Consider the following 20,311-nt stretch of genomic DNA (forward strand, 5'->3'; position numbering starts at 1 on the left):
CGTAGTTGGCATTGTAGGAAAATCCAAAAGTTTAGATTTTCCCACAATGCTTATCTTTTGGTCTTTGGTTCGGAATAGTGTAGTGCTGGCGGTCTATCTCTTGTTTTCGGTTGCTTGCTTCCTTACCGTACATGAGCATTCCCTCAGAGCTTCCACCGTACTTTTAGCAAGATTAGTCCGACTGTCTACGAGAGTCAGAAGTATTCCATCAATCTTAATATCCGGATTGATATACTTCTTTACCCTTGAAATCGTCTGCACGAGCTGCGTCATTCCTTTTGCTGGCAGATATTGAGCCTGAACCGGAATAATCACACTGTCTGCCGCCGAAAGAGCATTGAGTGTTACCATACTAAGCGATGGCATACAGTCGATCACGACAAAATCATATCTGTCTTTAATCTGATTCAAGTAATTTTTCATCGTGGTTTCTCTGCTCATGGCATTCATCAGGTTATACTCCATTGCTGAAAGCTCAAGGTTTGCTGGAATAAGATCAACTCCTTCATCATGGTGCAGGATTCCAACCATCGGGTCATTCATCGTTTCATTCATCACATCTGTTAATTTCGTTGCAAGCGTGATACCCAGACTGTCCGTATCCTGCCACCCCAGACAAGCGGTTAAATCTCCCTGTGGATCTGCATCAACAAGTAATACTTTCTTTCCCTGCATTGCAAGACCGATTCCGAGATTGACCGAAGTGGTGGTCTTTCCTACTCCGCCTTTCTGATTGCAGATGGCAATCGTTTTGCAGTTTGACACTTCTTGCGTCCTCCTTTCCTGAATATTCATAGCCATTGTAGAATGACTATGTACCTGACCGTTTCATTTTCTAAACGGTCGTGGCAACATTTGTTCTCAACACCCCTTGCCGAGCGTATCGCTCATGGGAAGCCACTAAGGAACAGACTGCTGATCTGTATCATAGGATTCTAACCTCTGCCGGGTACTCCGCCAGCTCCTTAGAGAAGTATCATTATCTTTCTGACTGTCATCGCCATGTCAGGAGCAACCTGACACTCATACCGGGAGTTCTCGCTGTTCTGCATCCACAAAAGTTATGGCGTACCCGATAAGGTGGCTATCATCAGAATTAACGTCTTAGTGACCTGTATATTCAGTTTTAAATTTCAAAGGAAGGCATTCCATTTTTGTTGATTGGAATTACTCCCTTCACTTATTTGGAATTGCTCAGGCTTTTGACACCCTATTTTTTATAAATTTTTTTAATTATTTTTTTGAGAGAGATTTTAGAACAATAGATAAGTAGAAAAAGCTTCAAATCCCGTGTATAATTAAGAAATAAAGATAGAAACAAATCGGGATTGTGCGCCCAGATAAGGGCGAGTAGTCTAGCAGGTGGAATGCCTGTCTGGTAAGGTCTAACCAACCGCCAGTAGCGAGTCTTGGGTGACTGTCAGTAATGATAGTTGCTAAGCGTAGACAGCGAGAAAATAGAGAGTGTGATTGAGCCTCGAAATTTTGACATTTAGAAGGCTGACGTTCTAATTTCGACGGAAAGCAATACAAATCAATTCGCATTGGTGAGAAATGGTTTGCTTCTGCGGGGTCAAAGAGCACTTTATGTTTTACATTGTGATTATTCAGTCAACTGGGGAGAGCCTATTGTTTCTTGCCATTGCAAGTATGGCAAACAACTGCAAAACAGGAGAATGTCAAAAGAACAGTAGGCAGTCGGATAGCTTCATAGTACTGAAGAAGTTGGGTAATGCCAACGGAGGAAAGGGAGCTACATAATAATGGTCTTTCTGAGGACACATCAACCGTACTCAGGGACGGAGGTATTGATGGAAACGAAATTAGAAATTAGAAAGAATAGCAGAAATATCGGCAAATTCGCCGAGACCAGAGTTCACATCGTTGTATCATCTAATCAATAAAGAAATGCTTTTGCAATGTCACAAAGAATTAGACGGAAACAAAGCAGTCGGCGTTGATGAGATTACTAAGAAAGAGTACGAGGGAAATCTGGAGCAAAACATAGATGACTTGGTAGAAAGACTGAAAAGAAAATCATACAAACCACAGCCATCAATTAGGGTATATATCCCTAAAAGCAATGGAAAACTTCGACCATTAGGAATTGCGTGCTATGAGGACAAAATAGTCCAATTAGCATTAAAGAAGATATTGGAAGCCATCTATGAACCGAGATTTCTGAACTGCATGTACGGATTCAGACCAAATCGAGGATGTCATAACGCAATAAAAGAACTGTATAAGAGATTAAACAACACGAAAATATGTTATATTGTGGACGCTGACATCAAAGGCTTCTTCGACCACATGAAACATGAATGGATTATCAAGTTTCTCCATCTCTATATCAAAGACCCTAACATAATCGGTCTGGTTAAGAAGTACCTTAAAGTGGGAGTGCTGGATAATGGTGAACTTATGGTGAATGAAGAAGGTTCAGCCCAAGGCAATATCATAAGTCCAATCCTAGCAAACATATATATGCACAATGTATTGACACTATGGTATAAGTTTATTATTACCAAAGAATGCAAGGGAGATAACTTTCTAATTGTATATGCAGATGATTTTGTTGCAGGATTTCAATATAAATGGGAAGCAGAGAATTACTACAAGCTTCTTAAAGAACGAATGGAAAAGTTCGGTTTGCAATTAGAAGATAGTAAAAGTCGTCTCTTACAAAGCGGTGCTTATATTGCAAGGGCAAAGCAAAAGAGCGGTGAGTGTATCAGATTACAAACATTTGATTTTCTGGGATTCACATTCTATTGTGGGCGTTCACGCAAAGGCATGCCATATATAATGCCAAAGACAAGCTCTAAGAAATTCAGACAGAAAATTCGAGACATCAAGGTATGGTTATATGCGAATAGAGACCAACCGCTAAAGAAACTAATGGGTATGCTAAGTCTGAAACTAATAGGTCATTATAGGTACTATGGCATAAGTTTTAATGGCAGAATGATTTCAAACTACAAACAACAAGTGAGAGAACTTCTGTTTAAGGTGCTGAATAGACGAAGTGACAGAAAGAGTTATACAAGAGAAGGATTCATTGAAATGCTGAAATATTATCCATTGGCAATGCCAAAGATTTATGTCAGCTTGTTTTGAGACTGTAAATATTATTATGAAGAGCCGTATGCGGGAAAGCCGCACGTACGGTTCTGTGAGGGGCTTACATTGTGAGGTGTAAGTCTACTCGACTGTAAGGAACAGAAACTTTGAATTTCATGGAGGTAAGTCGTAAATGGATTGTATATTTTGTAAGATATTAAACGGAGAAATTCCGAGTTTGAAAGTATATGAAGATGAATATACAATGGTTTTTATGGATATTGCAAAAGATGTTGACGGCCATATGGTTGCAATACCTAAAAAGCATATTAAAAATATTCTCGATTGTGATGTAGATACGCTTAGCCATTTGATGTCCACAGTGAAGAAAGTAGCCAACTATTGTGTTGATAAATGTGGGTACGAAGGTGTGAATTTACTGAATGCAAGTGATGAAAGTGCTGGTCAATCTGTTCCGCATTTTCATATTCATATTATTCCAAGAAGAAGAAACGATAATGTGGATGCGTGGCCTAAATTTGACGGGGCAAATTGCGAAACAGAAGAAATTTATGAAAAGATAAGAATGAGCTAAATTTGAATCTGTGGAGATGTTGAGATGATAAAAAAATACAAAATAGGTTTTGATATATGGGGATTGATTACTTTTATTATTATTATGATTCCCAATTTTATTTGGTTCGCAGTTCCAGCACCGAATGATATTTTAAGGGGAGAGTCAATTACAAAAACAGTAGATGTAATAGCATCTATATGTCAGGTGTTAATGGTAATGTCGTTATGTATATTCATTAATCAAGACCGTAAAAAAATAAGTATCACACGATTTATTATGGCCACAATTATTTGTTGTCTACTGTATTTTTTATGTTGGATATTTTATTATGTAGGTGTGACGAATGGCATTGTTATATTGGGTTTGACTATTTTTCCATGCTTGGTATTTCTGTTTTTCGCTATTGAAAGAAAGAATATGATTGCTGTTATACCTATTTCAATATTTATGGTATGCCATTTGATTTATGGAATAGTTAATTATATTATTTAAGAAACTTCCAGTTTGTATGGATAATATTCCCATTAAAAAGACCGCTTGCACTTCGGTGTAGGCGGTCCTCTTATATTCTGGGCAATTTGATTAGATGAATAAATTATGCTTCTTCTTGGCTGCCAATACCTTGCAGAGAACATCATCCACTGCGTCAGTATATCTGCCTTGTTCGAGAAGCTCATTTTTCAGCCGGATAAGTGACTGAATAACTCTGCTCTGTTCTTCGGCTGTTAAGTAAATATGATATTTCTTTTCTCTCATTGGCTGTTCCTCCAGTTCTCAAATACGTTTCTGATAGTCCCGACATCTTCTTCCGTATCGGAAGTAATAAATATATGTACGCTTTGAAAGGCTGCTTTGATACGCTGAGCATAAGCGATTTCTGTTTCATTGGTTTTCATAGGCAACTTGATCCGTTTAATTCCTCTTTGCTGACAGAGATGTTCTTTTAAGATTTCCATATCTTCTGAACCGCTGTTCACTTCAATCGCCACCTGTTCAGATGGAATATAAGTATCAAGCGGTATCCCTAAAACTCTGTCTGAGCCGAGTTCGATTTTCAATCCTTTCATATGTGAATAATAACTGAGGGCAAAAGCCGGAAACACTGATAAATACTCCTGCTCACATATCCTGCAACCTTTTCCGAGAATTGTCCGTTCATTGATCTTCATACTCCATGAATGTCCGTGTCTGCATTTCCACCATGCTCGTTTAGCAGAAGTTCGTGATACTTCTGTCGGCTGTATTCTGTTCTGTTCATAATCCCAGTCACTGAGTAGATTTTTATCCGTTGTCGCCAGATCATTGTATCCTGCAAGCACTTCTCTTTCGGCACATACCGGACAAACAGTTCCTTTTATTCGGGCATTGATGACTGACTTCCATTCATTGCCACATTTCTTACAATGCCACCACACATTTTTTCTCGACTTTGCATTGACCTCATCAGGCTGTAACGGATAATTCTTTTCTGACCATTCTTCAGCAATCTCCGGATGTGTTGTTTTCAAATCATTCCTGCCTTTTATAAAGGTATAGCCACTGCAACAAGGGCACTTGCTTCCGCCTGAGCGTGTAGAAATAAGTGTATTCCATTCATAATCGCAATCCCTGCACTTCCACCATGCTTTACGATTAGCAAATGCAGTAACTTCCGTTGGCTTCTTCTCATTTTTCTCTGACCATTCATCCGCAACTTTTGGAACCACTGTCGCAAGGTCATTAAATCCAACAAGCACCTTATTATGGGAACAGTATGGACAACCAGAACCATTGATACTCCTGCTCTTAACCGATGCTGTCCATTCATGCCCCAGTCGGCACTTCCAGATGACTTTCTTATGAGAACCTACGGTTACCTCTGTCGGTTTGATTTCATTCTTCTTGGACCACTCAGAAGCCAATCCCGGCTTCAATGTACTTAGATCGTTAATTCCTGCGACTGCTCTCGCACCGGAGCAGATCGGGCATTTCTCGCCCTTTGACCTTGCCTTAACACTGGTCTGCCATTCATGCCCACAGCTGCCTTTCCACCAGACGACTTTGTTAGAGCCGAATGTAATACCATCTGGTGTCAGTGGCAGATTCTTCTTAGACCACTCAACTATCAATTCCGGATGCACTACTGATAAACTGTTATTCATATCAAAACCTCCACTTCCTCTGTGCTTAAAGTATAGAAAGTTTTTGCTTGATGTTGTAGTTTGCGAACCCCCTTTGAAAATAGAAAAAACCTTTGAAAAAGGATTTTCCTCTCTCAAAGGGCAATACAGCTATCAATTACACACCATCATCTATATTCAATCGCTGCTTTATTTCTTTTAATAATTTTTCAGGTTCCTCCGTCCTCATTCTTTTGGCAAGCTCAATCATAATTTCCTGTTCTTCTTTGCTCATTTGTTCAAACATGTCCGCCATCTCTTTTTCTCTCGGTGTCAGTCGCATATACATTTCTTGTTCCTCCGATTTTAAGCTCATACAATATCGTATCGACAGAAACATCTTAACGGTTATCCATCTTCTGTGCAAATATCGGTATATGATGTAAAAAATGGGCAATTCCAATCGGAACTACCCATTTATTATTAAAAATATGCGATTTTTCTTGCTCTACACAAATTTCTGCATCAAATGATGTAAGTTTGATGTAAATCACTGTTTTATATGGTTTTGACCAAATGAAGTACATCCCGTCATTTTAGTGAAACGGTACATCCATACATCATCTTAATAGAGCTTTGCACCTGCTGGAATGTGGTTATCAACCATGATCAGATGCAGTTCTTCATCTTCTGAGTCTTTCAGATTATTTACTGCTGATAATAACATACCGCAAGACTCAATTCCCATCATCTTTCTTGGTGGAAGGTTTGTGATGGCGATCAGTGTTTTACCAACCAGTTCTTCCGGCTCGTAATAAGCGTGAATACCGCTTAAAATCGTACGATCTGTACCTGTTCCATCATCAAGAGTGAACTGAAGGAGTTTCTTTGACTTCGGTACTGCAACACACTCTTTAACCTTTACAGCTCTGAAATCTGACTTGCTGAATGTATCAAAATCAACTTCTTCCTCAAATAAAGGCTCAATCTTTACATTAGAGAAATCAATTTTTTCCGGCTCTGCTTTCATTTCTTCGGCAGCCTGATTTTTTACATCATTTTTCTTATTTACATCACCGAGGGACTTCATTGTGGGGAACAGCAGCACATCCCGTATTGCAGCCGAATCGGTAAACAGCATACACATCCGATCGATTCCATATCCGATCCCTCCTGTGGGGGGCATGCCGATCTCCAGAGCGTTCAGGAAATCCTCGTCCGTGGTGTTGGCCTCCTCGTCTCCCTGTGCCAGCAATTCTTCCTGCGCCAGGAAGCGTTCTCTCTGGTCGATGGGATCGTTCAGCTCCGAATACGCATTTGCCATCTCCCAGCCGTTCATGAAGAACTCAAACCGCTCTACGTATTCCGGATCCTCCGGCTTTTTCTTGGTCAGCGGAGAGATCTCGATAGGATGATCCATTACAAAGGTTGGCTGGATCAGGTGCTCCTCTGCAAATTCTTCAAAGAACAGGCTGAGGATGTCTCCCTTTTTATGTCTGTCTTCGTACTCTACATGGTGTTCATCTGCCAGACGCTTTGCGTCTTCTGTATCTTTTACCTGGGTCCAGTCCACCCCGGCATATTTCTTTACTGCCTCTACCATGGTGATCCGTTCAAAAGGTTTCCCCAGATCCATTTCCACTCCATTATAGACGATAGTCGTCGTACCCAGCACTTCCTGCGCCACATGGCGGAACAGGTTTTCCGTCAGATCCATCATCCCATGGTAGTCGGTATACGCCTGGTACAGCTCCATCAGGGTAAACTCCGGATTGTGTCTGGTATCCAGCCCTTCATTCCGGAACACCCGCCCGATCTCATAGACTCTCTCCAATCCTCCCACGATCAGACGTTTCAGGTAAAGCTCCAAGGAAATACGAAGCTTGAAATCCTCTCCCAACGCATTAAAATGCGTCTCAAAAGGACGGGCTGCCGCTCCGCCTGCATTACTTACCAGCATTGGTGTTTCCACCTCCAAAAATCCTTCTCCGTCCAGATAACGGCGAATGGCGCTGAGGATTCTGGATCGCTTCACAAACGTATCCCTTGCTTCTGCGTTCATGATCAGATCCACATACCTCTGTCTGTAACGGATGTCCGTATTGGTCAGACCGTGGAATTTCTCCGGAAGGATCTGAAGACTCTTGCTCAAAAGCTTCACACTGGTCGCATGGATAGAGATCTCACCCGTTTTAGTCGTAAACACTTCTCCTTCTATCCCTACAATATCTCCAATGTCCAGTTTCTTAAAGTCTTTGTAGGCTTCCTCTCCGATGCTGTCTCTTGCCACATAGGACTGGATGTTTCCACTCTGGTCCAAAATGTTACAAAAAGAGGCTTTCCCCATCACACGTTTCTGCATTACACGTCCTGCCACAGAGACTTTCTGCCCCTCCAGATTCTCATAGTCTGCTTTGATCTCTTCTGCATGAGCCGTCACCTCATAATTGGTGATCTGAAACGGGTCTTTTCCCGCTCCCTGCAGCTCGGCCAGCTTCTCTCTGCGGACTTTTCTCAACTGATTTAAATCCGGTTCCTGTGCTTTTTTTTGTTGCTCAGACATCTTTCTTCTCCTTCCTTTTGGCAAAATCAGCCCCCTGAAAAAAGGGAGCTAATCTTTCATCTATAGGTACTTCCGTCTCTTACAAAGAACGGCTAATATCCAGTACGTCGTATGTAATTAATCCTGCCTGTGTTTCTACCTCTACCAGATCTCCCACACTTTTTCCGATCAGCGCCTGTCCCACCAGGGATTCATTGGAAATTTTTCCTTCCAGACTGTTTGCCTCCGTAGAACCAACGATCTTGAATACCATCTCCTCGTCAAAGGTCTTATCGAACACTCTGACGGTGCATCCCACGTTGATCTTGTCGTAGTCTACTTCATCTTCCACTACGACTTCTGCATTCTTTAAAATATTTTCCAGCTCTTCGATACGTGCCTCTATGTCCCTCTGCTCGTCTTTTGCAGCGTCATATTCCGCATTTTCCGACAGGTCTCCCTGCTCTCTGGCCTCTTTGATCTTTCCCGCAACTTCCTTGCGCTTTACCACTTTCAAATGCTCCAGCTCATCTTCCAATGCTTTCAGCCCTGCATAAGTGAGAAGTCTCTTCTTTGCCTCCATATCAATCCGCTTCCTTTCTCTTCCTCTTGCTTTTTGTGACAGTTCTGCAATCTTTTCCACAGTTTTGCTTACAGATGAAACAGAAGCTTCTGTCAAGTCAGCTTGCATTTCATAAAAAAACACTTTCACAATTTCAACATTATACAAAAAAAGCTTTTCGGTGTCAATCTTTTTGTTTCAATCTGACTGTTCTTGACTGTTCTTGACTGATCTGAACTAATCTGACTGTTCTTGACTGATCTGACTAATCCTGCTGGCCCGATTCTGGTCTTGTCTGTAGGATTACAATGCCTCTGTGCATCATAACTAATCTGATCCCATAACTCCGCAAAATATGTTTTGTCCTATAGCTCCAAAGCGCTGCCTCTCACGAAACGAAAACACCGCCCCGGGAAATCCCGAAACGGTGCCGTATCTTCTTCGTGCAACTGTGCAAAGTCTGCTTATTTCAAAGCTACCTCTGCTCCTTCTGCCTCCAGTTTTGTCTTGATCTCTTCAGCCTCAGCCTTGGAAACGCCCTCTTTTACTGCCTTCGGTGCTCCGTCAACCAGCTCTTTTGCTTCTTTCAGTCCCAGACCTGTGATCTCACGAACAACCTTGATTACCTTAACCTTGGAAGCCCCTGCAGATACAAGCTCTACTGTGAACTCATCCTTCTCTTCCTCTGCTGCTGCACCTTCTCCTGCTGCCGCTGCTACTACAACACCTGCTGCTGCAGAAACACCAAATTCTTCTTCGCAAGCCTTTACAAGCTCATTCAGTTCCAATACTGATAATTCTTTGATTGCATCAATAAATTCAGCTACTGTCAATTTTGCCATTTTCTTTTCCTCCATCTTATTTTAATTGATAAATCTCAATCTCTTACTCTTCTGTCGCTTCTGCTTCCTGTGCAGGAGCTTCTTCTACTGCTTCCGCTGCCACTTCTTCTGCCTCTGCGGCTGCTTCTGCCGGAGCTTCGCAATTAGCTGCTCCACCCTGCTCTGCAATCTGGTTCAGGACGCGAGCAAGATTGGTGATCGGTGACTGCAGGCTTCCAAGCAATTTGGAAAGAAGCTCTTCTCTGGAAGGAACTTTTGCCACTTCCGCCAATGCCTGTGCATCGTACACTGCACCTTCAACCACACCTGCCTTCAGCTCAAGAGCCTTGGCATTCTTTGCAAATTTGCAGAGAATTCTCGCCGGAGCCGTTGCATCATCTTTGGAAATCGCAATGGCGCTCGGTCCTTCCAAATGCTCTTCCAACGCTGCATACTCCGTTCCTTCAAAAGCTCTCTTCATCATTGTGTTTTTGCAAACCTTATATACGATACCAGCTTCTCTCAGCTGTTTACGCAGGTCTGTATCCTGTGCCACCGTAAGTCCACGGTAGTCTACAAGCACAACGCTGGCTGCATCTTTCACATCGTCTGCGATTGCCTGAACGATCGGTTGTTTTAATTCAACTTTTGCCACGAATGGTACACCTCCTTATAGTATTTGTCTGACTGCTGAAAGGAAATATTCCCGGAAATCCTTGGGAGGCTGGCAATGCCGCTCCTTCGGATATGCGATAAAATAAAAATCCTCTGTGCCAAAAAGACACAGAGGAATCCAACTCTTCTGATAAAGAATTCTTACTCCTCGGCAGGCGTTGGTCTACTTACGCTTTCGCACCTGCTGTCTTTGGCAGTCATCACTTTGCGATTATAGCATGATATATTTCTGATGTCAATAAATAAGACTATACCAGCTTCAAAGGATTCAGCTTCACGCCCGGTCCCATTGTAGAAGTCAACGTTACGCTTCTAAGGAACTGTCCTTTTACTGCTGACGGTCTTGCCTTAACTACTGCATCGATTAGCGTTTGGAAGTTGTCCGCAAGTTGTTCTTCGGTAAAGGAAGCCTTCCCTACCGGCACATGGATAATGTTTGTCTTGTCAAGCCTGTACTCGATCTTACCTGCTTTGATATCTTGAACGGCCTTGGTAACGTCCATGGTAACCGTACCGGCCTTCGGGTTTGGCATAAGTCCCTTTGGTCCCAGCACACGTCCCAGACGTCCTACTACACCCATCATATCTGGAGTTGCTACTACTACGTCAAACTCAAACCAGTTCTCGTTCTGGATCTTCGGGATCAGCTCATCCCCTCCTACGTAGTCCGCGCCTGCCGCCTTTGCTTCTTCTGCCTTTGCATCCTTTGCAAATACAAGGATACGAACCTTCTTTCCGGTTCCATGTGGGAGCACGACTGCTCCACGGATCTGCTGGTCTGCATGACGTCCGTCACAGCCGGTTCTGATGTGTGCTTCGATGGTTTCGTCAAATTTTGCTACTGCAGTCTTTTTTACCAATGCGATAGCCTCTGCCGCGTCATAGAGATTTCCTCTGTCTACTGCTTTAGCGGCCTCTACATATTTCTTTCCTCTTTTCATCTAAATAACCTCCTTGTGGTAATGTCGGGATAACCCTCCCACTCACTTCTTATTCTTCTACCTTTACACCCATACTGCGGCAAGTTCCTGCGATCATGCTCATTGCTGACTCAACGGTTGCTGCGTTTAAGTCCGGCATTTTCAGCTCTGCGATCTCCTTCAGCTGCGCCTTTGTGATGGTCGCAACCTTGGTCTTGTTGGGAACGCCGGAGCCTGACTTGATGTTGCAAGCCTTTTTGATCAGAACCGGAGCCGGCGGTGTCTTGGTAATGAAGCTGAAGCTTCTGTCTGCATAAACGGTAATCACTACAGGAATGATCAGATCTCCCTGATCTGCTGTTTTTGCGTTGAACTGCTTTGTAAATTCAACGATGTTTACACCGTGCTGACCAAGAGCCGGACCAACCGGTGGTGCCGGTGTTGCTTTTCCTGCCGGAATCTGTAATTTGATATAACCTTGTACTTTTTTTGCCATTTTCCTTACCTCCTTGTGGTAATGTCGGGACCTTGTCCCTCCCACCTTTACTGCATTTTCTTGATTTCTGCGAAACTGATTTCAACTGGAGTTTCGCGGCCAAACAGCTCAACATTGATCTTGGCGCTCTGCTTCTGCAGATTCAGTGACTGGATCACGCCCACCGTATCCTCCCAGGCTCCACCGATCACCTGTACCGTGTCGCCTTCCTTGAAGTCTACTACAATGTTTTCCTTTCGGATTCCCAGGGTCGCCATCTCCTCGTCTGTCAGCGGGACCGGTTTGGATCCCGGACCTACAAAGCCTGTCACACCCCTGGTGTTACGGATCACATACCAGGTATCATCATTCATGATCATACGGATCAGTACATATCCCGGAAACATCTTTTTCTGGGTCGCCTTCTGGACTCCGTTCTTCATTTCCACCACGTCATGCATGGGAACCTGAACCTCCAGGATCTGTTCTTCCAGATGTCTGTTTTCCACCGTCTTGTCAATGTTGGCTTTTACTTTGTTTTCATACCCGGAATAGGTATGAACCACGTACCATTTTGCTTCTGCCATAAACTCACCTTTCCTGTTGTAATTTATCAGCCTATTTCACCAATAAATCCACCCCGTAGCGGGCGGCAAAGTCAATGACCGCAATGATCGCCCCTAATACTACGGTGACAGAAATAACCGCTACCGTCTGCTTCGCAAGTGTCTGCTTGTCCGTCCAAATGATTTTCTTAAACTCCTTTTGGACTCCTTTGAACCAGCTTTTCTTCTGAGTCTTTTCACTCATGACTTCCACACTCCTTTACGGTGACTATTTCGTCTCTTTGTGCATCGTATGTGACTTGCAGAATTTACAGTACTTCTTGGTCTCCATGCGCTCCGGATGTGTTTTCTTATCCTTCGTCATGTTGTAGTTACGCTGCTTGCATTCTGTACACTCCAATGTGATTCTTGTACGCACAACTTCCACCTCGCTTTACACTTCTTTGTTCTCTTGTTTCCCGGTAGCTTGCGAGGCTACCTGATTTTTAGGCATAAAAAAAAGACCTACTTCCATTCGCTACAATAGCTTACCACATCTACAGCAAATATGCAAGTCCCACCTGTTCTGTTTTTTCTCCTTGCTTTCTCTCCTGTTTTTCTCCCGAAAGGGGCGGGACAGTATTTTGCCTCCCTGCCCCCCTTCGGCCGGTTCCTTTCGCCCGTCTAGTTCTTTTTCATTTCTGTCAAAGAACAGATCCGGATCCCTTCCTTCTCCAGAGCCTCCCGGATTCGTCTCACAAATGCCAGCGCCTTCTCCCCGTCCCCGTGCACGCAGACGGAATCTGCCCGGATGGGGATATCCTTTCCTGTAATGGCTTGTACTTTTTTCTCCTTCACCATACGGATCACCCGGAAGATGGCTTCCTCCTCATCCGTGATCATGGCGCCGTCCTTTCGGCGGTTTACCAATGTCCCGTCCTCCTCGTAGGCCCGGTCTGCAAACACCTCGCTGGCGGCGGAGAGCCCCATGGATTCTGCCGCCTTTATCATCTCGCTTCCGGACAACGCCATAAGGATCAGGTCGTTGTCATATTCCTGTACCGCCCGGCAGATGGCCTCTGCCAGTCCTGCATCCTTTGCCGCCATGTTATACAAAGCTCCGTGAGGCTTGACGTGCTGCAGCGTCATCCCCTTCGCTCGGCAAAATCCATCCAGTGCTCCCACCTGATACAGGGTATACGCTTTTGCCTCCTCATAGGATACCTGCATATTCCTTCTTCCAAATCCCATCAGGTCCGGAAATCCCGGATGCGCTCCCACCTGGATCCCTGCCTCCTTCGCCATTGCAACCGTCCGCTCCATTACCACCGGATCGGACGCATGATATCCGCAGGCCACATTGGCTGACGTGATCCAGGGAATCACCTGTGCGTCCTGCCCCAGCCGGTAACACCCAAAGCTTTCCCCCAGATCACAGTTGAGATCAATCTGATACATCGTTCTACCTCCTGTCTACTCCCGGATCTTCCATCCGTCCTGCCTGGGACTTACCGCCCATCAAAGCTTCAATAAAGCCTGTGTCCGCCTCTCCTTCTGCAAAGGTCGGATGCTTGATCAGCTGGTATTGGAAATCCAGATTGGTTTCCACTCCCAGGATCACCATCTCGTCCAGCGCCGCCCGCATTTTCATCAACGCCTCCTGGCGGCTGGACGCGTGCACCATAACTTTGGCGATCATGGAATCGTACTCCGACGGGATCCGATACCCCCCATACAGAGCCGTATCTACCCGAACGCCGCACCCTGCCGGCAAATGGATCTTTTCCACCAGCCCGGGGCTTGGCATGAAGTTTTTTTCGGGGATCTCCGCATTGATCCGGCACTCTATGGCATGCCCCCGGATCTGCACCTCCTCCGGGGAAAAGCTAAGAGGTTCTCCCATAGCCACCCGGATCTGCTCCATAATAAGATCCACTCCCGTTACCATCTCTGTCACTCCGTGTTCCACCTGGATGCGGGTGTTCATTTCCATAAAATAAAACCGGCCTTGTCTGTCCACAATATACTCGATCGTACCTGCATTGGTATAGCCCACTGCCTTGGCTGCCATCACCGCATATCGCTCCATCTCTTTTCTTGTTTCCAAAGATACGGCGGGCGACGGAGATTCTTCGATCAGCTTCTGATGATTTCTCTGCACCGAACAGTCCCTCTCCCCCAGAGCCGCTACCGTTCCGTGGGTATCCGCCATGATCTGGATCTCCACATGCCTCGGATTCTGGATAAACCGCTCAATATACATGGTATCATCTCCGAAGGCATTGGCAGATTCTCTTTGCGCCATGTTAAATTGGAATTCAAACTCATCTTCTGATTCTGCCACCCGCATTCCCTTGCCGCCTCCGCCGGAGGAGGCCTTGATCATAACCGGATATCCGATCTCATCTGCCAGCTCTTTTCCGCGTTCCGCCTGATAAACCGGCTCTTTGGTACCGGGAACCACCGGAACCCCGGCTTCCATCATCGTGATACGCGCCTGCGATTTATTCCCCATTTTGTCGATCACTTCCGGGGACGGCCCGATAAATGTCAAGCCATTTTCCTGGCATCGCCTTACAAATTCACTGTTTTCCGACAAAAACCCAAAGCCCGGATGCACCGCATCTGCTCCCACATTTTTTGCCGCCATGATGATACGGTCCATATTCAGATAGCTTTCTCTGGACGGTCCTTCTCCGATGCAGACCCTTTGATCTGCAATCTGCAGATGCAGGCTTTTTTCATCTTCCTTGGAATAAACTGCCACACTTCTGATCCCCATGTTCCGGCAGGCTCTTGCGATCCGCACCGCGATCTCCCCCCGGTTTGCGATCAATATTTTATTAAACACCGTACTTCCTCCTTTTAGATTTCTCTTTGCAGTAAACCCTGTCGTCCTATATCTTTTTTACCCTAAAAAGAGGCTGCCCATACTCCACTTTCTGCTCGTTGCTTACCAGCACCGCTTCAATCTCGCAGTCAAATTCACTTTGGATCTCATTCATCAGCTTCATGGCCTCCAGAATGCAGACGGTCTGCCCGTTTTTTACCCGATCTCCCACCCGCACAAAAGCCGGTACATCCGGAGCCGCCGCCGAGTAAAAGGTTCCCACGATAGGGGATGTGATAAACAGCGCCTCTTCCTCCTCAGAAGTACTTTCTACCGCCTGCGGTCTGTTTTCCGGCATGACTGCCGGGTGCATTCCCTGGGAGATTACCGGCGGATGATCCAGTTTGCTCATAGTCACCTTGATTTCTTCATCTTTATAGCTAAATTCTGTCAAAGCAGAGTCTTCGATCAGCTTTACCAGTTTTTCGATCTGTTCTATATTCATACGTTCCTCCATTCTTTCCTGTCCCGGGTTTTCCGGCCAGCCTTGTCCTTTTTCCTTCGGGAAGGATCTTTCAGTCTCCTCCTTAACCGTTCAGCAGCTTTGCTACCCGCTTCGCCACCAGTCTGCACTCCAATACCTCCTTGCAGGGCCGGTGGATCTGATTGCGCATTTCTGTCAGTCCTTTTTCTTCTTCCAGATACAGCTTCTGGGCCTCTTCCACAGAAATCGCCTTGAACGTCAGCTTATGGTCTGTTTTTCTCTGTACCACCTTGGGAATATCCACCGAGGCCACCGTAGCGATCTTGGCGTATCCTCCCGTAGTCTGCCGGTCTGCCAGCAAAATGATGGGTTTTCCGTGAGAAGGCACCTGAATGGAACCAAACGCAATCCCGTCGGAAATGATATCGGAAGAATCTTTGGGTGCAATAAACGGCCCTTCCAGCCGGCATCCCATCCGGTCAAATTCGTTGGTCACCGTATAAGCCTCCGACAAAAACGTTTTCACGCCCTGCTTGCTGAACTGTCCCTCCTGGGGTCCCATGATCACGCGGATCTCTTCCTCCTGCTGATCAAATTCATCCAGCTCCAGCGTTCTGGAAAGAAAAAACGGCAGATATCTTCTCTTGATGCGAAACCCGATATAGTCCTCATCCTGAAGCTTCCTTCCCTTAAAGCCTCCGATCCCGCTTTTCAGGTTCGTACACCTGCTTCCCATCACCACCGGAATATCCAGGTAGCTGGAAAAGGCAATGTACCCTCTGCTGCCCGTTCTCGCACTTCCAAATCTCAGGGTATCGCCACGATACATATAGATCGCCGTGTACATGGGCGCCGGCTTTCCATTGATCGTAGGCTGGAAATCCCCTCCCGTAATGGCGATGATGGTTTCGGAGGTAAACTGCAGTGTAGGTCCGATCAGCGTAAACTCCAGCACCGCTTCATTCTCCGGGTTATCCAGAAGAAGGTTGGCTATTTTGAAGGATCGCTTGTCCATCACGCCTGCCACGCTGAAGCCCTGGCTTTGATAGCCGGTTCGCCCCAGATCCTGAACGGTGGTCAGCATCCCCGCCTTTAACACACGGATTCCCATCTTACTCTACCCCCTTCCGAATATTGCACTGATAATCTCCCTGCTCCACCAGCCGTTTGATCCGAAGATAATCGGATTCTTCCACCGGAACAAAGCGGATATAATCTCCCGCCTCTACCAGAATCGGCTGTTTCCGTCCCGGATCGTAGGTCTTAATGGGCGTCATTCCCATCAGCTGCCAACCTCCGGGAGAATCCATGGGATAGATCCCGGTCTGGGAGCCTCCGATGCCCACGCTGCCTGCCGGAATGCGGATCCTGGGGTTGGCCAGCCTGGGGGTATGTATCCTCTCATCCAGCCCGCCCAGATAGGTGAAGCCGGGCAGGAATCCCAGCATATAGATCAGATAGTCTGTAGAGGAGTGGATCTTAATCACCTGCTCCTCTGTCAGTCCTGCATGGTCTGCAATGGCTGCAAGATCCGGTCCGTATTCCCCTCCGTAGCAGACCGGGATCTCAAATACTCTCCTGCCCGCCTCGCCCGGATCCACATCCACCTTCAGCATCCCCCGGATCCTGCAGGTTATTTCTTCATAGGATACCACTCTGGGATCGTAATTGATCAACAGTGAACAAAACGCAGGGATCGTATCGATCACGCCCTCCACCTTCTGTTCTTTGATCAAACGTACCAGCGCAGACAGTCTGCGGTTGATCTCCGGACGGATCTCCTGTTTCATCTGTACCAGGATCGAACTGTCTCCCGCCGTTAAAATCTTTACTTCTTCCATAGCCTCTCTCCTTATAGAAAGCAAATAAGATGCAATGATCCATTGCACCTCCTTTGCCCATATCTTTTCTGCTTAAAACAGCTCTGTCAGCTTCGTTGCAAATGTTGTCACTCCCATGTAGGCAGACAGCCCTACCACTACAACGCCCAAAAGTGTCAGTACCACCGGATGTTTATAGCTGTGCGCTCCCATGATCGACTGTCTGTGTGCTGCGATCAGGCAGATCCCGAGTGTCACCGGAAGGATCAGGCCGTTAAAGGCTCCTGCCAGAACCAGAAGCACTACCGGGCTTCCTACCAGGAACATGACACAGGTAGATACTACAATAAATCCAATGATCACTGCATTTTCATGCTTTTCGATGCTGGGATGAAAGGTCTTCAAAAAAGATACCGAGGTATACGCTGCTCCGATAATAGAGGTCACTGCCGCACAAAGGAGCACCAGTCCCGCAAACCGGAAGCCCAGTTGTCCAGCCCCCTGCTTAAACGCATCTGCCGCCGGATTGGCTGCATCCAGAGCGACTCCTTTTACCACAACTCCTAGCACTGCCAAAAACAGACCGATCCTGACAATGGTGGCAATGGAAATCCCCATTACAGAACTCTTGTTAATCTCTTTCAGCTTGTCTTCTCCTGTGATCCCGGCATCGATCAGACGGTGTGCTCCGGCAAAGGTAATATAGCCGCCTACCGTTCCTCCCATCAATGTCAGGATGGCAGGAAACAACGTCGTCACTCCTGCTTCCGGCACCACCGTGTTCTTCAGAGCGTCTCCTACCGGAGGCTGTACAATGAAGATCACGATCACGATCAGCAGGATCATCACAGCCGCCAGTATCTTCGTGATCATATCCATGGCTGCCTTAGCATTTTTCAGTAAAAATACCAGAATTGCCAGCAATCCGGCAATCACATAGCCCAGCTTCAGCGGGATTCCCAGCACGGTGTTCAGTCCCAGTGCTCCTCCTCCCACATTTCCAATGTTAAAGACCAGTCCGCCCAGCACGATCATAAAAGAAACAAAATATCCCAGTCCCGGCAGCAGCTTGTTGGCCACGTCCTGCCCCCGAAGTCCCGTAATACAAAGAACTCTCCAAATGTTCATCTGTGCGATGGCCGACAGAACCACAGAAACCAGAATCACAAATCCAAAGCTTGCCAGATACTGCCCGGTAAATGTTGCCGTCTGTGTTAAAAATCCCGGCCCGATCGCCGAGGTTGCCATAAGAAAGGCTGCTCCTAAAAGAGCCCCTCCTCCTTTTTTCTTCTCTCCCATTCCTGTTCTCCCTTCATTCCTTTAATTGGACACAGTATAGCATAAATTACCGTGCATGGCAATCACACCTTCTTTCCTTGCAATCTCCTGTGCTTTCCAAGCAAAAAGGCAGGCATCGCTGCCTGCCTTTTTCTTCCTGCCATAAATCCAAATCCCATGGGTTCTGATACTCTGACCCTTCTCTGCGGGTTCCGGGTGTTTCTTCTTTGTGCTTTCGGTCATTCCACCTATGTTCCGGCTTCTGTTTTCGCCCCCAGATCTCAGCGGATTATCCTCTTTTTTTCTTTGCCGCTACCACGCCGCCAACTGCCAGAAGGGATACAACAGCCAGTCCTCCGTACAGCGGAAGGTTTGTACGATCGCCCGTTTTCGGCGTCATCGCCTTTTTCTCTTGTCCCATCTTAGAGGCGGTCTTCTTCGCCTCTGCTGCCGGTTTCTTGTCTCCCTGAGGAGCCGGTGTCACCTGCGGCTCCGGCTTTGCTCCCGGCTGCACTTCCGGCTTCGATTCCGGTTTGGGCTCCGGCTGTGGCTCCGGTTTCGGTTCCGGCTTTGGTTCCGGTTTCGGTTCCGGCTGTGGCTCCGGCTTTGGTTCCGGTGCCTTTTCCACATACTTTAAAGTAAACTGGATTTTCTTGTCATCGGACGCTGCCACATCTTTCCCTTCCGGATTTTGTACTGCTTTCCACGCAAAACGGAAGGCGCTGGCACTCTGATCCAGAGTAGCGGTCGCCATCATCCTTCCTTCTACGGTTCCTACTACCGTATAATTGGTATCCGGTTTTGCAGCCGCCGTAAATCTTGCCCCAGTCACAACCACCTTCAAAATATCCGGCGTTCCCATGACTGCATCCCGCAACTGCTGGTAGTTAGTGATTCCGGCCATGTTTTTCAGCGCCATCCTGACCATCACCGTTTTTTTGGCGGCATCTACAATCAGATCTCCCGACTTCTCAAATCCTCCGCCTTCTACCAGATCTGCCTGTGGATCTACAAACTCCATTTCCTCCGGAAGAAGGGGGGTTGCAATAAACTCTGCTTCCAGATGAGACAGCTGCATTTTCGAGAACGCCTCTTTCGGCTGCTCCATCTCTGCCTCTATCTCCTTCATCTGGTCCTTTACTTTGGAAATATACAGCGCTCCCGTAAAGGCCGGACCCTTCTCTCTGGTCGTCTCGTATACCTTATCGTGCTCTGTGTCATCTCCCACCAGAAGATCCCCCGGAAGTTCTGTTTCAAGTGGAGCACGAAACGCCATCGGCGCCGGTATTTCTGCCGGTGCTTCCTCCGCTGTCGGCACTTCCCCTTCTGCCGCTTCTGTCTCTGCTGCTGCAGGACTGTTTTCTGCCGTGGGCGCCGCCGCTTCCACTTCTGTTGCCGGCGTCCCCTCTTCTGCCCGTACATTCGCACACGGAGTCCCCACTCCGCCCACCAATGCAGCTGCCAGCACTGCCGCCAACAGCTTCCCTGTCAATTTTCTGTTTTTCATAAACCTCTCCTTTTCTTTTTATATTGTTGCATCCGGCTCTTTTGATCCGGCTTCAACCAAAAACAGACAACAGGCAAAACCTGCCTGTTGCCATTATTATATCCTGTAAAGGCGGC

General features: G+C 46.4%; 21 protein-coding genes, 1 pseudogene and 1 other annotated feature. Of the genes and pseudogenes, 2 read left to right on the top strand and 20 right to left on the bottom strand.

Annotated features, from left to right (window positions below):
• Positions 1 to 138: 138 nt before the first annotated feature.
• A pseudogene (locus SOW26_RS00960) lies at positions 139 to 765 on the bottom strand (ParA family protein); the annotation flags it as partial.
• A gap of 1,119 nt (positions 766 to 1,884) precedes the next feature.
• Between SOW26_RS00960 and ltrA the strand changes: the two are divergent.
• Both ltrA and SOW26_RS00970 read left to right on the top strand, forming a co-directional pair.
• Positions 1,885 to 3,117, top strand: a complete 1,233-nt coding sequence (ltrA, locus tag SOW26_RS00965; RefSeq protein ID WP_320651722.1) for a group II intron reverse transcriptase/maturase — start codon at positions 1,885 to 1,887, stop codon at positions 3,115 to 3,117.
• Positions 3,118 to 3,253: 136 nt separating this feature from the next.
• Positions 3,254 to 3,655: an HIT family protein gene (locus SOW26_RS00970; protein WP_117910468.1), complete on the top strand. Its 402-nt coding sequence runs from the start codon at positions 3,254 to 3,256 to the stop codon at positions 3,653 to 3,655.
• A gap of 564 nt (positions 3,656 to 4,219) precedes the next feature.
• On the opposite strand, the gene SOW26_RS00975 is transcribed toward SOW26_RS00970, so the two are convergent.
• From SOW26_RS00975 to SOW26_RS01065, 19 genes are all read right to left on the bottom strand, one after another.
• Positions 4,220 to 4,393, bottom strand: a complete 174-nt coding sequence (locus SOW26_RS00975) for a hypothetical protein (RefSeq protein ID WP_023920558.1) — start codon at positions 4,391 to 4,393, stop codon at positions 4,220 to 4,222.
• Entirely contained in the window at positions 4,390 to 5,778 is a 1,389-nt protein-coding gene (locus SOW26_RS00980) for a zinc-ribbon domain-containing protein (RefSeq protein WP_154477475.1), read from the bottom strand. Before SOW26_RS00980 ends, SOW26_RS00975 begins: the two co-directional genes overlap by 4 nt.
• Positions 5,779 to 5,914: 136 nt before the next feature.
• The gene (locus SOW26_RS00985; protein WP_154477473.1) at positions 5,915 to 6,085 is read right to left on the bottom strand and encodes a hypothetical protein; all 171 of its coding nucleotides are present in this window, start codon (positions 6,083 to 6,085) and stop codon (positions 5,915 to 5,917) included.
• Positions 6,086 to 6,361: 276 nt separating this feature from the next.
• Positions 6,362 to 8,299: a lysine--tRNA ligase gene (gene lysS / locus SOW26_RS00990; RefSeq protein WP_320651723.1), complete on the bottom strand. Its 1,938-nt coding sequence runs from the start codon at positions 8,297 to 8,299 to the stop codon at positions 6,362 to 6,364.
• Between the two features lie 79 nt (positions 8,300 to 8,378).
• Entirely contained in the window at positions 8,379 to 8,861 is a 483-nt protein-coding gene (gene greA / locus SOW26_RS00995) for a transcription elongation factor GreA (RefSeq protein WP_154477469.1), read from the bottom strand.
• 443 nt (positions 8,862 to 9,304) lie between these two features.
• Positions 9,305 to 9,682, bottom strand: coding sequence for a 50S ribosomal protein L7/L12 (rplL, locus tag SOW26_RS01000; RefSeq protein ID WP_154477467.1), 378 nt, complete (start codon positions 9,680 to 9,682; stop codon positions 9,305 to 9,307).
• Positions 9,683 to 9,725: 43 nt separating this feature from the next.
• On the bottom strand, positions 9,726 to 10,316 hold the full coding sequence (rplJ, locus tag SOW26_RS01005) for a 50S ribosomal protein L10 (protein ID WP_276958668.1): 591 nt from the start codon (positions 10,314 to 10,316) through the stop codon (positions 9,726 to 9,728).
• 95 nt (positions 10,317 to 10,411) lie between these two features.
• Positions 10,412 to 10,548: a sequence feature (ribosomal protein L10 leader region), on the bottom strand.
• A gap of 36 nt (positions 10,549 to 10,584) precedes the next feature.
• Positions 10,585 to 11,277 carry a 50S ribosomal protein L1 gene (gene rplA, locus SOW26_RS01010; RefSeq protein ID WP_154477465.1) on the bottom strand — a complete coding sequence of 231 codons (693 nt, stop codon included), beginning with the start codon at positions 11,275 to 11,277 and terminating at the stop codon, positions 10,585 to 10,587.
• Between the two features lie 49 nt (positions 11,278 to 11,326).
• Entirely contained in the window at positions 11,327 to 11,752 is a 426-nt protein-coding gene (gene rplK / locus SOW26_RS01015) for a 50S ribosomal protein L11 (protein WP_154477463.1), read from the bottom strand.
• A 47-nt stretch (positions 11,753 to 11,799) separates the two neighbouring features.
• Positions 11,800 to 12,318 (bottom strand): transcription termination/antitermination protein NusG, encoded by a 519-nt coding sequence (gene nusG / locus SOW26_RS01020; protein WP_154477461.1) that lies wholly within the window; start codon positions 12,316 to 12,318, stop codon positions 11,800 to 11,802.
• A gap of 31 nt (positions 12,319 to 12,349) precedes the next feature.
• Positions 12,350 to 12,541, bottom strand: a complete 192-nt coding sequence (secE, locus tag SOW26_RS01025; protein WP_154477459.1) for a preprotein translocase subunit SecE — start codon at positions 12,539 to 12,541, stop codon at positions 12,350 to 12,352.
• 24 nt (positions 12,542 to 12,565) lie between these two features.
• On the bottom strand, positions 12,566 to 12,715 hold the full coding sequence (gene rpmG / locus SOW26_RS01030; RefSeq protein ID WP_044987260.1) for a 50S ribosomal protein L33: 150 nt from the start codon (positions 12,713 to 12,715) through the stop codon (positions 12,566 to 12,568).
• A gap of 245 nt (positions 12,716 to 12,960) precedes the next feature.
• On the bottom strand, positions 12,961 to 13,734 hold the full coding sequence (locus SOW26_RS01035; protein ID WP_276958667.1) for a LamB/YcsF family protein: 774 nt from the start codon (positions 13,732 to 13,734) through the stop codon (positions 12,961 to 12,963).
• Between the two features lie 4 nt (positions 13,735 to 13,738).
• Positions 13,739 to 15,127, bottom strand: coding sequence for an acetyl-CoA carboxylase biotin carboxylase subunit (gene accC / locus SOW26_RS01040; protein ID WP_276958666.1), 1,389 nt, complete (start codon positions 15,125 to 15,127; stop codon positions 13,739 to 13,741).
• A 46-nt stretch (positions 15,128 to 15,173) separates the two neighbouring features.
• The gene (gene accB / locus SOW26_RS01045) at positions 15,174 to 15,611 is read right to left on the bottom strand and encodes an acetyl-CoA carboxylase biotin carboxyl carrier protein (protein ID WP_154477455.1); all 438 of its coding nucleotides are present in this window, start codon (positions 15,609 to 15,611) and stop codon (positions 15,174 to 15,176) included.
• 82 nt (positions 15,612 to 15,693) lie between these two features.
• Positions 15,694 to 16,701 (bottom strand): 5-oxoprolinase subunit C family protein, encoded by a 1,008-nt coding sequence (locus tag SOW26_RS01050; protein ID WP_154477453.1) that lies wholly within the window; start codon positions 16,699 to 16,701, stop codon positions 15,694 to 15,696.
• A gap of 1 nt (position 16,702) precedes the next feature.
• The gene (gene pxpB, locus SOW26_RS01055; RefSeq protein ID WP_276958665.1) at positions 16,703 to 17,431 is read right to left on the bottom strand and encodes a 5-oxoprolinase subunit PxpB; all 729 of its coding nucleotides are present in this window, start codon (positions 17,429 to 17,431) and stop codon (positions 16,703 to 16,705) included.
• A gap of 72 nt (positions 17,432 to 17,503) precedes the next feature.
• Positions 17,504 to 18,709, bottom strand: coding sequence for an NRAMP family divalent metal transporter (locus tag SOW26_RS01060; protein WP_154477449.1), 1,206 nt, complete (start codon positions 18,707 to 18,709; stop codon positions 17,504 to 17,506).
• Positions 18,710 to 18,977: 268 nt separating this feature from the next.
• A complete protein-coding gene (locus SOW26_RS01065; RefSeq protein ID WP_320651724.1) occupies positions 18,978 to 20,195 on the bottom strand; it encodes an LPXTG cell wall anchor domain-containing protein in 1,218 nt (405 codons plus the stop codon).
• Between the last annotated feature and the right edge of the window lie 116 nt (positions 20,196 to 20,311).

It is taken from the genome of Suipraeoptans intestinalis (genome assembly GCF_034091795.1).
GTDB lineage: Bacteria > Bacillota > Clostridia > Lachnospirales > Lachnospiraceae > Suipraeoptans > Suipraeoptans intestinalis.